We start from the raw sequence: 13,496 nt of genomic DNA on the forward strand, positions 1-13,496 counted from the left end.
CACTCCCACGTACGACGTCGAGAGGACGATCATGCAGATCAACGGGTCCATCGCGCTGGTGACCGGTGCCAACCGGGGCATCGGCCGGCGCTTCGTCGAGCAGTTGCTGGCTGAAGGAGCACAGAGGGTCTACGCCGGCACCCGCCGGCCCGACCTGCTGGACGTCAGCGACTCCCGCGTCGTCCCGCTGCACCTGGACCTGCTGGACGAGACGTCGATCTCCCAGGCGGCGGTCACCGCCTCGGACGTCACCGTGCTGGTCAACAACGCCGGCATCACCACCGGGGCGAACTTGCTGACGTCCCCGGTCCAGGACATCCGCACGGACCTGGAGACGCACCTGTTCGGCACGCTGAGCGTCATCCGCGCCTTCGCTCCGGTCATGGCCGGCAACGGTGAGGGGGCCATCGTCAACGTCCTGTCGGTCCTGTCCTGGGTGGCCACCGCTGCCGGGTCGGGGTCGTACTCGGTGGCCAAGGCCGCGGAGTGGAACATGACCAACGGTGTCCGGGTGGAGCTGGCCGGCAAGGGCATCCTCGTCCAGGGAGTTCACCTGGGGGCTGCTGATACCGACATGATGGCCGGCAGCGACGGACCCAAGATCGACCCCGTCGAGGTCGCGAGAGCCAGCCTCGCCGGGATCGAGGCCGGAGCCGTCGAGGTCCTGGTCGACGACCCTGCGCGTTTCGTCAAGGCCGCCCTTGGGGGCGACCCTGCGCAGCTGTACAGCTGACTTCCCGAGAAACCGGCGACCGATCCCACGTTCCGGGAATCCGTCGGACTCGACGCGGCGAATCGTCTCCCTCGGCGGTCCGCGCAGCCCTTGGTTCTGGGCGTGAGGGCGGCCGCTGGGGGCTACGGACCTGGCCGACGCCGACGCCGGTGTTCAGGTGACGGCCGAGACAGGCGCGGTGCGTTCCACCGCGCAGTCACTGCACACCACCTGCGCCGCTGACCGTTCGCCCACGGCGCGCGCCATCGCTGACGAACTGCTGGGACTGAACGGTCCGCAGCTTGTTGCCGTTGACCGTTTCGATTCCGGCGCCGAGCACCCACGCGGGCTGCTGCGCCTGACAATCCAGACCCGTCCACCTGCTGTGGTTGCGTGCCGCGGCTGTGGGGTGGTCGCGGCCGACCACGGTCGTCGCGGGCACCGCCTGGCCGACGCGCCCTGCTTCGGCATCCCGGTGCGGCTGATCTGGCGCAAGCGCCGCCGGCGCTGCCGCGAACAGCGACGTCCGGTCGGGGTCGGAGGTCCAGGAGCGCGGGACGTACAGTTCCCGGTCCACTGCCGCGTGCCCGCGCCGGCCGGTGCAGACCGGGTAGACGGCGGCCTGAGTGTTCTCGGTCCTGCCCGCGGTGCCGGTGTACCGGCGCTGGACGCCGACCGTGCCGGTGCCCTTCTTCACGTCCCCGGTCTCGTCGACCACCAGCACCGCCTGGTCGCCGTGCGGGTGCTCCACCACGTACTCGCGCAGGCCGTCGCGTACCTGGCCGGCTTCCCACTTGGCCCGGCCGAGCAGGTGCTGCATGCCGTCCGGGGTGGCCTCCCCGGCCCACTCGGCGATGGTCCAGCGGTTCCTGCGCGGCAGGTCCGACAGCAGCCCGAGCACCAACTGCCCCGCTCGACACCGGGGTTCGACCCGCGCAAACCGCCCCGCTATCCGGCTCATCAGGTCCTCGAACGCCTCCTGCCGGCGGGCAGGGTCTACGCTGTGGCCTGCGGCCACCGCATGATCTTCAGTCCTCACACACCGATGATCAACGGTGGCCGCACCGTCTCCCCAGCGCGTCAGGGTCGCGCAGCGTCCGCCTGCCGTCCCGTGTCAGGAGGACATGTGCAACGTGGCGAAGTCTGGTGGGTCGAGTTCGACGAGCGGCGGCTGGTCGTACTGCTGTCGGGAGACGACGCGTCCGGGATCCGGGTGATGCAGGTCGTCGCTCCGGCGGGCGTCGACATCAGCGGTCTGGGCGTCGAAGTGGTGGTGGGCGCCATGGAAGGACTGCCCTTTGAAGGCGTGCTGCGGTTCGCGTTCCCGCGTCCAGGCCTTACCCCTTGCACGTGGCTGACCACCGTGTCCCGAGACGACCTGATCGAGCGGGCGGGCGTCCTGTCCTCAGCGAAGCTCAGCGAGATCGAGGATGCCCTCCGACTCGGTGAACAGGAGAAGGAGTGGACCCCGGCGACGACCGCGAAGCTCAGCGAGACAAGGGACGCCCTCCGCCTCGGCGGACTCGCGTAGGCCGAGAGGGAACGGACGCCCCCGATGGCGTGGCCGATCTCGTCCAGACGATCGACGCCGGCCACCCGTCTCCTCGGCGCCCCTCACCATCGACCTCACCATCGAGATCACGATCCGTGGATGGTTCTTACGGCTGGGCGAATCGATTCTTTTCTACCCGTTCGTGCTCTGTCCACATTCCGTGGGGGTATCCCAACTGTGGCGCGCTCACCTCATCCAGCCATTCAAGCTGACGCGCTGACACATCCAGATCGCCGGCCGCGAGGTTCGACGTGAGCTGATCCACGCTCCTCGGTCCGATGATGGGGATCACCCCCTTCGACATGGACCACTTGATCGCTACCCGCTCTGGAGTCGTATCGAGGTCCCGGGCGACGCTCTCGACAGCATCCAGGATTTTCGCCTTGGCGGGGTCGTCCTCCGTGTGAAGGAACTGGCTGATCGAACTCTGTGCGCGACCTGTTGCGCCCCGCCGATACTTTCCCGTCAGAAGACCACCGCCGAGAGGCGAGAACCCGAGGACGCCCAAGCCGAAGGCTTCTGCCATCGGCATCAACTCCCGGTCGGCGCCGCGTTCGACGAGACTGTACTCGGCCTGGATTGCCACGAGAGGGGCCCAGCCCCGCTGCTGCGCCAGGGTGACTCCCGTGGCCACACGCCATGCGGGGAAACTGGAGAGACCGGCATACAGAATCTTGCCGGCGCGAGTCAGATCATCGAAGGCTCGCAATATTTCTTCGATGGGTGTGGATGCGTCGGCCACATGGGCCCAGAGCATGTCCACCCGGTCGGTGCCCAGTCGGCGCAAGCTCTGCTCCAGGGACTGGACCATCGCTTTTCGGCTGTTCCCGGTCAACTGGAGGCCGCTGCTTGCTGAAGACCCCATGGTGTACTTTGTCGCCAGAATTATCTCCTCGCGATCCGAGGAGATGATATCCGAGAGGTACTCCTCGGCCTCCCCCGACTGATAGTTGGAAGCGGTGTCGATGAAGTTTCCTCCCGCTTCTCTGTAGGTGTCATACATCGCCTGAGCCTCGGGCGCATGCGCCCCGTGCCCCCAGCCCATGCCAAAATTACCTGTCCCCAGCGACAGTTCCGATACTCGCAGCCCCGATTTTCCGAGAAATCGATATCGCATACGTCTCTGTACTCCTCGCGTCGATCCGGCATGAGCAGGCTCCTCACGCCTGGCGGTTCCCGCCGCCAGACACCCATCATTCCCGTCGCTGAGCGTATGATCCATAACATGGAGTCCAGTGATGTTTACCGATCGTCCAGTGCTGAGGTCACCCTCGATGCACACGACCCCGTCCGGGACGTCCTCGCGCTGGCACGGCCCCAGACCGTCGCTCCCGTCCCGCTCCACGCGGCGGCGCCGTGGGGAGCCCGGTTCTCCCCCTTCCCGCACATCAAGCTCGGCGTGATAGTGGAAGGCGAGTGCTGGCTGTGCGTCGACGGTCTGGAACCTCTTTTCCTGAGCACGGGAGATTTCTATCTCCTTGGAAATCCACCCCCTTATGGCCTCGGAAGCTCGATTGAGGCAGCCCGGGCTCGCGACTCGAACGGGCCGCTCCACAAGGAGAATCCCGCGAGTGGACCCCATATCTCTCAAGGCTCCGTCACGTACACGTGCAGCGTCGACTTCGAGTTTCAGGATTCCGATGCGTCGACCCTCTTTTCATCGCTCCCCCCGGCTATGCTTGTCAAAGCAGACGATACCGGCGGAAGGGTGCTCTGGAATATTGCGGCCCTCCTCGTCCACGAGATTGAGACGCAGAAGGCGGGCCAGTCTCTCGTCCTTGAGCATCTAGCCCAAATTCTTCTGGTGCATATGCTGAGGTCGCACGCCGATTCGTCCCACGAGCCCCTGGGATGGCTTGCGTCGGTTGCCGACGACGGGATTGGGGCAGCGCTACGAGCTGTACATGCCGACCCGCGCCATCGCTGGACGCTCGAAGAGCTCGCTAAAATTGCGATGATGTCGAGGTCGGCTTTCGCTGTGAATTTCAGAAACAGAGTAGGGAGACCTCCTGCAGATTACCTCATTGAGTGGCGAATGCAGCTGGCGCGTGCCGCACTGCGTACAGGGGACTCCCTCACGACCATAGCGAGGGCCATCGGATACCAGTCCGAAAGTGCTTTCAGTACCGCTTTTCGGCGCATTGTCGGGATGTCGCCACGAGATTTCCGCGTCTCACTGCGTGCGCAGCCGAGGGACCGTAGGTCCGGTGATTCCGTGCAGACGGGGTCGTCCGAGGTTCACAATCCGGAGTCCAGAGACGACGACTGAGCCCGGATCGGGAGCCGGCTTACCTCTGATCGTCAAGTGACTCTTCGCGTACGCCGGCGCCGCAAGCAGATGGGCACGCGCCGGCGCAAGGCCGCTCCGGGCACGCAGGCGAGCGTCGTGCCGGCCGTCCTGCGCCACGGCCGGCGCCTGACCGACAGGGCCGGCGGCAACTCCGTCTCGGCCGCAACCGTCCGCCGCCGGGTCCTGGAAGTCCTCGACCTGCTCGCCGCCCGGGCCCCACGTCCGGACCGCGCCCTGACCAAGGCCGGCAGGAACGCCCATCACGCCACCATGCTGCTACGAGCCCTGCTCGTTCCGGCGAACTGCGAAGTCCAGCGGTGACAGGCGGTCACCCGACGACGATCACTCCGCCTGCCGGCACGAGGACCGCATCACGGGCTCACACCAGTACCGCGGCCTGCGAGCTCGAGATGAAACGACCTCGATGACGGACGGACCGGCGGAACGGGAGCGGTGTCCCGCCCGCGGCGGCCGGCGCGGGGCGCCGAGCCGCTCCGCCCGTCCGCTCCGCCCGTCCGCACCGCCCGTCCGCACCGCCCGTCCGGGCGAGGGAAGCGGGAAGACGGGGCGCGAACGGCTGAGGGTGCGCCGGGCGGACCCCGCACACGGGCGGGGTCGTGCCGTCACAGGCCCGCGAACACCGCCCCCGCGTCCCGCAGCCGCTCGTGCAGGGAGTGGAAGACGGTCGCCGAGCGGGTGCCCGGCCAGCCGGCGGGGAGCAGGGCGGCGGGCAGACCCGGGTCGGCGTAGGGGAGATGGCGCCAGGAGTCCAGGGCCAGGAGGTAGTCGCGGTAGGCCTCCTCGGGCGGGGTGTCCGTGCGCGCCTGCCAGGCGCGCAGCACCACCGCGTGCCGGTCCAGGAACGCCTCGTGCCGCTCGGCGATCCCCGCCAGGTCCCACCAGCGGGCGACCGCCTCGGCGGTGGGCGCGAAGCCGAGGTGCTCACCGCGGAAGAAGTCGACGTACGTGTCGAGCCGCAGCCGCTCCAGGGTGTGGCGCGTCTCCTCGTACAGCCGGGCGGGGGCGATCCACACCCCGGGCGCCGCCGTGCCGAAGCCGAGGCCGGACAGCCGGGAGCGCAGGACGTGCCGCTTCTGCCGTTCGGACTCCGGCACGGAGAACACGGCGAGCACCCAGCCCTCGTCCCCGGGCGGTGCGCCGGCGTAGACCCGCCGGTCGCCGTCGTCGAGCAGCTGGCGTGCGGCCGGTGACAGTTCGTATCCGGCGGCGCCCCGCGCGGTGCGCGCCGGGACGAGCAGCCCGCGCCGTTTGAGCCGGGACACCGAGGAACGGACGGAGGGGGCGTCCACGCCGACCGCGGCCAGCAGCCGGATCAGCTCGGCGACGGGCACCGGGCCCGGCACGTGGCGGCCGTAGGCGCCGTAGAGCGTGACGATGAGGGACCGTGGAGCATGATCGTCGGACACGTTGATCATCTTAGGTCGTGCGGACGGGTGCGGTTCCCCGGCATCACCCCTGGTCATCTCCCGTCCCCGCGGCGGCGCGGAGCCGGAACCGCTGGAGCTTGCCGGTGGCCGTGCGCGGCAGCGCGTCCATGAAGACGATCTCGCGGGGGCACTTGTAGGGCGCGAGTTCGCACTTGACGAAGGCGCGCAGCGCCCCGGCGTCGCGCTCGGCGCCTTTCCTGAGCACCGTGTAGGCCACCACGACCTGGCCGCGTGCCGCGTCGGCCCGCCCGACCACCGCCGCCTCCACGACGTCCGGGTGGCGCAGCAGGGCGTCCTCGACCTCGGGGCCCGCGATGTTGTACCCGGCCGAGACGATCATGTCGTCGGCGCGGGCGACGTACCGGAAGCAGCCGTCGGGGTCGCGGACGCAGGTGTCGCCGGTGATGTTCCAGCCGTCGCGCACGTACTCCCGCTGACGCGGGTCGGCGAGGTAGCGGCAGCCGACCGGGCCGCGCACCGCGAGCAGTCCCGGTACCCCGTCGGGCACGGGCGTGCCGTCGGTGTCCTGCACGCGCGCCTGCCATCCGGGCACCGGGACGCCGGTCGTGCCCGGCCGGATCCGCTCGTCGGCGGCGGAGAGGAAGATGTGCAGCAGTTCGGTGGCGCCGATGCCGTTGATGACGCGCAGCCCGGTGCGCTCGTGCCAGGCGTGCCAGGTCGCGGCCGGCAGGTGCTCGCCCGCCGACACGCAGCGCCGCAGCGACGAGACGTCGTGCGAGTCCAGCGCGCCGAGCATCGCCCGGTAGGCGGTGGGTGCGGTGAACAGCACCGACACCCGGTGTCCGGCGATCGCGGACAGCAGCTGCTCGGGACGCGCCTGCTCCAGGAGCAGCGCGCTCGCGCCGGCGCGCAGCGGGAACACCACGAGACCGCCCAGGCCGAAGGTGAAGCCGAGCGGGGGACTGCCGGCGAACACGTCGTCCGCGACCGGCCTCAGGACGTGCCGGGAGAAGGTGTCCGCGATGGCCAGCACGTCCCGGTGGAAGTGCATGCAGCCCTTGGGGCGTCCGGTGGTGCCGGAGGTGAAGGCGATCAGCGCCACGTCGTCGGCCGCGGTGGGCACCGCCTCGTACGGGGTGCCGGGCGCCGGGAGGTTCAGCAGGTCCTCGGGGGAGCCGCCGCCGTACGTGGTGATCCGCAGGCCCGGGACCCGGGACCGGGCGAGGTCGTCGACGGCCCGGATGTCGCACAGGGCGTGGCGGACCCCGGCGATCGAGCAGATGGTGCTCAGCTCGCGCGGGCGCTGCTGGGCCAGCACGGTCACCGCGATCGCTCCCGCCTTCAGCACCGCCAGCCAGCAGGCGGCCAGCCAGGGCGTGGTGGGGCCGCGCAGCAGCACCCGGTTGCCGGGGATCACCCCGAGACCGCCGGTGAGGACGTGCGCGAGCCGGTCCACCCGGGCGCGCAGCTCGCCGTACGTCCACGAGGTGCCGTCGGGCGTGTGGAACACCGGGCGGTCGCCGGGCGGGCCGTGCAGCAGTTCGGCCGCGCAGTTCAGCCGCTCGGGGTAGCGCAGCTCCGGCAGGTCGAAGCGGAGCTCGGGCCACTGGCCGGGCGGCGGGAGGTGGTCGCGGGCGAAGGTGTCGACGTGCGCGGTGGCCCCTGGCTTCATGGCGGTCCGCCCCCTCGGCGTGGTGGGCTCGCACCAGGAGCGTATCGCGTCGGTGACGGCAGTCAACGGTTCGCGATAGTCTCGGGAGTGGCCCGGCGGCGAGGGAAGGGACCGGCGATGACCGCATTCTCGCTCGAACCGGCACACGCCGCCTGGTGCGCCGAGCTGCGCGCGCTGGCCGCACAGCGCCTGCGCCCGCTCGCCGGGCAGGGGGAACCCGGCCGGGTCAACCGCGCCCTGGTCGCGGAACTCGGCGCCCTCGGCCTGCTGACCCGCCTGTTCACCTCCGGCGCGCTCGAGCTGTGCCTGATGCGGGAGTCCCTGGCCCGCTCCTGCACCGAGGCCGAGACCGCCCTCGCCCTCCAGGGCCTGGGCGCCCACCCCGTGCACGCCCACGGCACCCCGCCCCAGCGTGCCCGCTGGCTGCCCCGGGTGAGCGAGGGCAGCGCGGTCGCGGCGTTCGCGCTCAGCGAGCCGGGCGCCGGCTCCGACGCGGCGGCGCTGTCGCTCACCGCCCGCCCCGACGGCCCGTCCGGCTGGCGGCTGACCGGGGAGAAGCGCTGGATCTCCAACGCCCCCGAGGCCGACTTCTACACCGTCTTCGCGCGCACCACCCCCGGCGCCGGCGCCCGCGGCGTCACCGCGTTCCTGGTGCCCGCCGACCGCCCGGGCCTCACCGGAACGGGCCTCGACATGCTCTCCCCGCATCCCATCGGCGCCCTCGCCTTCGACGCCGTACCGGTGGGTGCCGACGACGTCCTCGGCGAGCCGGACGGCGGTTTCCGGGTCGCCATGGACACCCTCAACCTGTTCCGGCCCAGCGTCGGCGCCTTCGCGGTCGGGATGGCCCAGGCCGCCCTGGACGCGACCCTCGGCCACACCGCGCGGCGGGACGCCTTCGGCGGCAAGCTGAGGGACCTGCAGTCCGTCGCCCACCAGGTCGCCGAGATGGCCCTGCGCACCGAGTCGGCCCGGCTGATGGTGTACGCGGCGGCGACGGCGTACGACGAGGGCGCCGACGACGTCCCCCGGCGCGCCGCGATGGCGAAACTGCTGGCCACCGAGGCCGCGCAGTACGTCGTGGACCGGGCGGTGCAACTGCACGGCGCGCACGCCCTGCAACGCGGGCACCTGCTCGAACACCTCTACCGCGAGGTCCGCGCGCCCCGGATCTACGAGGGCGCGAGCGAGGTCCAGCGGGGCATCATCGCCAAGGAGCTGTACAGGAACCTGGAGGACCGGTGAGCGCCGAGCGCGTCAACCCGCCCGGGCTCGCCCCGCCGGCCGGTTTCTCGCACGCCGTCGTGGCGACCGGCTCCCGGCTGGTGTTCCTGGCCGGCCAGACCGCCCTCGACGCGGACGGCGAGGTGGCCGGGGACACCCTGCCCGAACAGTTCACCCGGGCCCTCGCCAACCTCCTCGCCGCCCTGCGCGCCGCCGGCGGCACCCCGGCCGACCTGGCCCGCGTCACCGTCTACGCCACCGATGTCGGCGCGTACCGCTCCCACGCCCGCGAACTCGGCCGTGTCTGGCGGGAGCTGGCCGGACGCGACTACCCGGCGATGGCCGTCGTCGAGGTGGTCCGGCTCTGGGACGAACGGGCGCTGGTGGAGCTCGACGGCTTCGCGGTGCTGCCCTGAGGATCTCCGGGATCGGCCGGTCCGGTGCGTCGGGCGTCCGGCGTGGCCGCCGAAGGGGTGACGTCGAGTGGTCCGGGAGTACCGCGCCGGGTACGAGTGGAAAGCCTCATTCCCGTCTCTTTCCGGAGGTTTCCCATGTCCCCAGGTCCCCTTCTCGGCGCGGTCGCCGGTGCCGCCCTGCTGCTCGGCTCCGCCGTGGCGGTCCCCTCGGCGGCGGCCGCGACCGCCCCCTCCGTCCCCTCGGCGTCCGTGACGGTCGACGCGGAAGGACGGATCGCCGGCGGCACCGTCACCCTCTCCGGCACCTACCGCTGCCAGGACAGCACCGGCCGGGTCTTCGTCAGCTCGGCGGTGAACCAGTCCTCCTCCCCGGTCCACTACGCCATCGGCGGCACCAGCGCGGTGTGCGACGGCAAGGAGCACCGCTGGGAGAACACCGGGAGGGCGCCCGCCGGCGCGGTGACGGCCGGCCCGGCCCGCGTCGAGATCACCCTGATGGAACTGCGGCCCAGCGGCATCGTCCTGCTGCCCGTCCCGCACGCCGTCCACCGTCAGGACATCACCCTGGTCGAGGGCTGACCGGCAGCGGCCCGGCGGCTCACCCCGCGCCGAGCCGCCGTTCCGGCTCCGGGGCTCCCGTCGCGACACGAACGGGATCGCCCGGCGGCCGGCCCGTGATGAACGACGCCGAACCGGCCGCCGCCGTCGAGGAGCACCGCACGGCCGGGGCCCGGACCCTCACCGGCGGCGCCGGGGCGAGCCCGCTGAAGCTCGCGGAACTGCGCGGCACGCTCACCGCCGGCCGGTCCGCCCGCTGGAGCGAGCCGAAGTCCGCCCACGTCCGCACCCTGGCCCCCGGCGGCCCCGACGAGGCCGCCCCGCCCCGCGCGGTGGCCGCCCCGGCCCTCCTCGCCGGCCGCGTCGCCGCCGTGGAGCCGGCCCCCCACCGCACGGCCGGCCCACGCCGTCGTACGGCCGGCCCCGGGGGCCCGCCCGACCAGGGGACGGGGCCCTGAAGTACGACTGGAATTCCTGCGTTTGACGGTCCGCCGGGGGTTTGTCTACGCGCGGAGCACGGTCGGCGGAACGATCATTCGGGCATTCCGGATGACTTTCCGTCCGGGTGTTACCGGCTGGTACCGGAGCCTGCTACAACCATGGCGGCTCCATCGGTCACCCCCACATCCCTCACCTGTGAAGGACGGATTGTCATGTCCATGCGGTCATTTGGGACATCCCTCGCGGTCTTCGTGCTGGGCGCCGCGACCGTGCTCGGCCTGGCCCAGCCGGCCGCCGCGGCCGGCGACAACTACGTGGCGCTCGGCGACTCCTACTCCTCCGGAGTGGGTGCGGGCAGCTACACCTCCGAGAGCGGTGACTGCAAGCGCAGCACCCAGGCGTACCCGTCCCTGTGGGCGGCCGCCAACGCACCGGCGTCGTTCCGGTTCGTCGCCTGCTCGGGCGCGACGACGTCGAGCGTGTCCAGCGGCCAGCTGGGCGCGCTGACCTCGTCGACCACGCTCGTCAGCGTCACGGCGGGCGGCAACGACGTCGGCTTCGCGGACGTCATGCAGACCTGCGTGCTGCAGAGCGAGGCCACCTGCGTCAGCAGGGTCGGCACCGCCGTCTCGCAGATGCGCAACTCCCTGCCGGGCAGGCTCGACTCGCTGTACGCCGGGATCCGCTCCCGCTCCCCGCGGGCGCACGTGGTGGTGCTGGGGTACCCGCGCTTCTACAGACTCTCGGGCAGCTGCATCGCGGGGCTCAGCGAGACCGAGCGCGGCGCGATCAACGACGCCTCGGTCGTGCTGAACGACGTGCTCGCGAAGCGGGCGGCCGACGCCGGGTTCACCTTCTCCGGCGTGGCGGACGAGTTCACCGGGCACGAACTGTGCTCGGGCGACGCGTGGCTGCACAGCGTGACGTTCCCGATCGGCAACTCCTACCACCCGAAGGCCGTCGGCCAGTCGAACGGGTACCTGCCCGCCTTCCGGTCCGTGGCCTAGGGGCCGGCGAGGCTCCTCACGGCCGGGCGGACCGCCGGTCGCCCGGCCGTGAGGCCGCTGTCCGGACCCGGGCAGTGGCAGCGCCGCCGCGCCGAGGCGGAGGCGGCCGGCCGGTACGCCCGGTCCTCCTCCCGCCCCGTGGCCTCCGGGCGCCCCGGCCGCGGGCGCGGCGTCGGCGCTCCGCCACCACCGTCGCCGCCGGTTCCTCCGGAGTGCGGGGGCCGACGGCCGTGCCGGTCGGCGCGGCCCCCGCGTCCTGGCTGACGGGTACCACCCGCCCGTGCTCCGCCTTCCCGGGTCCCGAAGGACCCGGTGGCCGTCCGTACGGACCGGAGCCGGACTTCCCGGTCGCAGTGGCGAGGGCCGCACCGGTGCCGCACCGGTTTCCCGTCACCGAGGCGTGGTGACAGTGGTGCGCGTTCCGGTCCGGTGGCAAGCGGTCACAGGGGACGCGCGGACCACGCCCGGCAGCTCGCGCCCCGGCGCACACCTGCGCCCTTGACGCGGAGGGCGCCGCCCGGCGGAGCCGGGGACTGAGGGGGTGCCGTCCTGGGTAGAGCCCTGCTGCACTTAATATGCAACAACGATTTTCGGGCAACAGGGATGTGAGGTTCGATGACGACCCGAGGTATACGGGGCGCCGCCGTCGCACTCGCGACGGCCGGCGCGGTCGCCGCCTGCTCGGCGCCGGGCGACGGCGGCGCGGACAGCGGGGCCCCCGCCGAATCCGTCGTGATCGGGGTCCCCTCCGAACCGGACACCCTGAGCCCCCTGCTCGGCTACGGCAAGGACGGCAACTCCAAGATCTTCGACGGCCTGCTCGCCCGGGACGCCGGCCTGGAACTGAGACCAGCCCTGGCGAAGGCGCTCCCCGAGGTCACCGACGGCGGCCGCACCTACACGTACACCCTGCGCGACGGCGTGAAGTTCAGCGACGGCGAACCGCTCACCGCCGACGACGTGGTCTTCACCTACCGCACCGTGCTGGACGAGAAGACCAACAACACCGCCAGGAGCGAACTGGACGCCGTCAAGGACGTCCGCGCCGAGGGCGACGACAAGGTCGTCTTCACCCTCGACCACCCCTACGCGGCCTTCGCCGCCCGCACCGTCCTGCCCATCGTCCCCGAGCACGTCGCCGGCGGGCAGGACCCCAACACCGGCTCCTTCAACACCGAGCCGATCGGCACCGGACCGTACGTCCTCACCGGCTGGAGCAAGGGCGAAAAGCTCACCTTCAAGGCCAATCCGCACTACTGGGGCGGCGTGCCCGAGGTGAAGAAGCTCACCATGGCGATCATCGCCGACGACGACGTCCGCGCCACCCGGCTGCGCTCCGGAGACCTCGACGGCGCGACCCTCCCGCCCAGCCTCGCCGCCACCTTCAAGGGCGACGACGACAGGAAGACGTACCGGGCGACGTCCTACGACTTCCGCGCCGTCACCCTCCCCACCGGCAACCCGGTCACCGGCGACACCGCCGTCCGCCGCGCCCTGGACCTCGCCGTGGACCGCCGGGCCATGGTCGACAAGATCCTCGACGGCGCGGGCCGCCCCGCCTACGGTCCGCTGCCCCTCGACGACCCCTGGTTCGCGAAGGACGTCGAACGCCCGCAGGACCTCACCAAGGCCCGGGACATCCTCGACGAGGCGGGCTGGAAGCCCGGCGGGGACGGCATCCGCGCCAAGGCCGGCCGGCCCGCCCGCTTCACCCTCTACTACCCCTCGGGCGACAAGGTCCGCCAGGACCACGCCCTCGCCTACGCCTCCGACGCCAAGAAGGCCGGCATCGACGTCCGGGTGGAGAGCGCCACCTGGGAGGTCATCGAACCCCGGATGAAGCAGGACGCCGTGCTCGCCGGCTTCGGCAGCACCGGCGACCCCGACTTCGGCCTCTACACCCTGCTGCACTCCTCCCTCGCCGGAGACGGCTTCAACAACATGGCCCGCTACGACAACCCGGCCGTCGACCGGGCCCTCGACACCGGCCGCCGGGGCCAGGACCCCGAGGACCGCAGGGCCGCCTACCACGACCTCCAGCGCGAACTGGTGAAGAACCCCGGCTACACCTTCCTCACCCACATCGACCACGTCTACGTCCTCGCCGACCGCTGGAAGGACCTGACCACCCAGACCGAGCCGCACGAACACGGCTTCGCCAGCGGCCCCTGGTGGAACGTCGAGGACTGGCAGCCGAGCACATGACACCCCCGCC

13 protein-coding genes, 1 pseudogene and 1 riboswitch are annotated in these 13,496 nt (G+C 71.5%); of the genes and pseudogenes, 10 read left to right on the forward strand and 4 right to left on the reverse strand.

Annotation, left to right across the window (positions count from 1 at the left end):
- Window positions 1–31: 31 nt before the first annotated feature.
- Window positions 32–733: an SDR family oxidoreductase gene (locus tag ACF07S_RS16315; RefSeq protein ID WP_391964766.1), complete on the forward strand. Its 702-nt coding sequence runs from the start codon at window positions 32–34 to the stop codon at window positions 731–733.
- A gap of 349 nt (window positions 734–1,082) precedes the next feature.
- On the opposite strand, the pseudogene ACF07S_RS16320 reads toward ACF07S_RS16315, so the two are convergent.
- A pseudogene (locus tag ACF07S_RS16320) lies at window positions 1,083–1,673 on the reverse strand (transposase); the annotation flags it as partial.
- A gap of 165 nt (window positions 1,674–1,838) precedes the next feature.
- Here ACF07S_RS16320 and ACF07S_RS16325 point away from each other — a divergent pair.
- Window positions 1,839–2,243, forward strand: coding sequence for a type II toxin-antitoxin system PemK/MazF family toxin (locus ACF07S_RS16325; RefSeq protein ID WP_391964767.1), 405 nt, complete (start codon window positions 1,839–1,841; stop codon window positions 2,241–2,243).
- A gap of 127 nt (window positions 2,244–2,370) precedes the next feature.
- Here the strand turns inward: ACF07S_RS16325 and ACF07S_RS16330 are convergent, their stop codons facing one another.
- Window positions 2,371–3,381 (reverse strand): aldo/keto reductase, encoded by a 1,011-nt coding sequence (locus ACF07S_RS16330; RefSeq protein WP_391964768.1) that lies wholly within the window; start codon window positions 3,379–3,381, stop codon window positions 2,371–2,373.
- A gap of 108 nt (window positions 3,382–3,489) precedes the next feature.
- Between ACF07S_RS16330 and ACF07S_RS16335 the strand changes: the two genes are divergently transcribed.
- Entirely contained in the window at window positions 3,490–4,533 is a 1,044-nt protein-coding gene (locus ACF07S_RS16335; RefSeq protein ID WP_391974424.1) for an AraC family transcriptional regulator, read from the forward strand.
- Window positions 4,534–4,569: 36 nt separating this feature from the next.
- Window positions 4,570–4,875 (forward strand): hypothetical protein, encoded by a 306-nt coding sequence (locus tag ACF07S_RS16340; protein WP_391974425.1) that lies wholly within the window; start codon window positions 4,570–4,572, stop codon window positions 4,873–4,875.
- Between the two features lie 302 nt (window positions 4,876–5,177).
- Here the strand turns inward: ACF07S_RS16340 and ACF07S_RS16345 are convergent, their stop codons facing one another.
- Both ACF07S_RS16345 and ACF07S_RS16350 read right to left on the reverse strand, forming a co-directional pair.
- A complete protein-coding gene (locus tag ACF07S_RS16345) occupies window positions 5,178–5,990 on the reverse strand; it encodes a PaaX family transcriptional regulator C-terminal domain-containing protein (protein WP_391964771.1) in 813 nt (270 codons plus the stop codon).
- Between the two features lie 34 nt (window positions 5,991–6,024).
- Window positions 6,025–7,635, reverse strand: coding sequence for an AMP-binding protein (locus ACF07S_RS16350; protein ID WP_391964772.1), 1,611 nt, complete (start codon window positions 7,633–7,635; stop codon window positions 6,025–6,027).
- Window positions 7,636–7,752: 117 nt separating this feature from the next.
- Between ACF07S_RS16350 and ACF07S_RS16355 the strand changes: the two genes are divergently transcribed.
- From ACF07S_RS16355 to ACF07S_RS16380, 6 genes are all read left to right on the forward strand, one after another.
- Entirely contained in the window at window positions 7,753–8,880 is a 1,128-nt protein-coding gene (locus ACF07S_RS16355; RefSeq protein ID WP_391964773.1) for an acyl-CoA dehydrogenase family protein, read from the forward strand.
- Window positions 8,877–9,275, forward strand: coding sequence for a RidA family protein (locus tag ACF07S_RS16360; RefSeq protein ID WP_391974426.1), 399 nt, complete (start codon window positions 8,877–8,879; stop codon window positions 9,273–9,275). The genes ACF07S_RS16355 and ACF07S_RS16360 overlap by 4 nt, the downstream gene beginning before the upstream one ends.
- A 135-nt stretch (window positions 9,276–9,410) precedes the next feature.
- Window positions 9,411–9,854 (forward strand): DUF6299 family protein, encoded by a 444-nt coding sequence (locus tag ACF07S_RS16365; RefSeq protein WP_391964775.1) that lies wholly within the window; start codon window positions 9,411–9,413, stop codon window positions 9,852–9,854.
- Window positions 9,855–9,952: 98 nt separating this feature from the next.
- A complete protein-coding gene (locus tag ACF07S_RS16370) occupies window positions 9,953–10,291 on the forward strand; it encodes a hypothetical protein (RefSeq protein WP_391974427.1) in 339 nt (112 codons plus the stop codon).
- A gap of 195 nt (window positions 10,292–10,486) precedes the next feature.
- Window positions 10,487–11,281, forward strand: coding sequence for an SGNH/GDSL hydrolase family protein (locus ACF07S_RS16375; RefSeq protein WP_391974428.1), 795 nt, complete (start codon window positions 10,487–10,489; stop codon window positions 11,279–11,281).
- A gap of 251 nt (window positions 11,282–11,532) precedes the next feature.
- Window positions 11,533–11,669: riboswitch (cobalamin riboswitch) on the reverse strand.
- Between the two features lie 227 nt (window positions 11,670–11,896).
- Window positions 11,897–13,486 carry an ABC transporter substrate-binding protein gene (locus tag ACF07S_RS16380; RefSeq protein ID WP_391974429.1) on the forward strand — a complete coding sequence of 530 codons (1,590 nt, stop codon included), beginning with the start codon at window positions 11,897–11,899 and terminating at the stop codon, window positions 13,484–13,486.
- Window positions 13,487–13,496: the final 10 nt, after the last annotated feature.

Origin of the sequence: Streptomyces sp. NPDC016640 (genome assembly GCF_043076215.1) — a bacterium.
Classification (GTDB): domain Bacteria; phylum Actinomycetota; class Actinomycetes; order Streptomycetales; family Streptomycetaceae; genus Streptomyces.

Bases quoted from the DNA above. Each gene is read 5' to 3' on its own strand.
- ACF07S_RS16315 (WP_391964766.1), top strand. From the start codon at position 32: ATGCAGATCAACGGGTCCATCGCGCTGGTGACCGGTGCCAACCGGGGC.
- ACF07S_RS16330 (WP_391964768.1), bottom strand. From the start codon at position 3,381: ATGCGATATCGATTTCTCGGAAAATCGGGGCTGCGAGTATCGGAACTG.
- ACF07S_RS16335 (WP_391974424.1), top strand. From the start codon at position 3,490: ATGGAGTCCAGTGATGTTTACCGATCGTCCAGTGCTGAGGTCACCCTC.
- ACF07S_RS16345 (WP_391964771.1), bottom strand. From the start codon at position 5,990: ATGATCAACGTGTCCGACGATCATGCTCCACGGTCCCTCATCGTCACG.
- ACF07S_RS16350 (WP_391964772.1), bottom strand. From the start codon at position 7,635: ATGAAGCCAGGGGCCACCGCGCACGTCGACACCTTCGCCCGCGACCAC.
- ACF07S_RS16355 (WP_391964773.1), top strand. From the start codon at position 7,753: ATGACCGCATTCTCGCTCGAACCGGCACACGCCGCCTGGTGCGCCGAG.
- ACF07S_RS16365 (WP_391964775.1), top strand. From the start codon at position 9,411: ATGTCCCCAGGTCCCCTTCTCGGCGCGGTCGCCGGTGCCGCCCTGCTG.
- ACF07S_RS16370 (WP_391974427.1), top strand. From the start codon at position 9,953: ATGAACGACGCCGAACCGGCCGCCGCCGTCGAGGAGCACCGCACGGCC.
- ACF07S_RS16375 (WP_391974428.1), top strand. From the start codon at position 10,487: ATGTCCATGCGGTCATTTGGGACATCCCTCGCGGTCTTCGTGCTGGGC.
- ACF07S_RS16380 (WP_391974429.1), top strand. From the start codon at position 11,897: ATGACGACCCGAGGTATACGGGGCGCCGCCGTCGCACTCGCGACGGCC.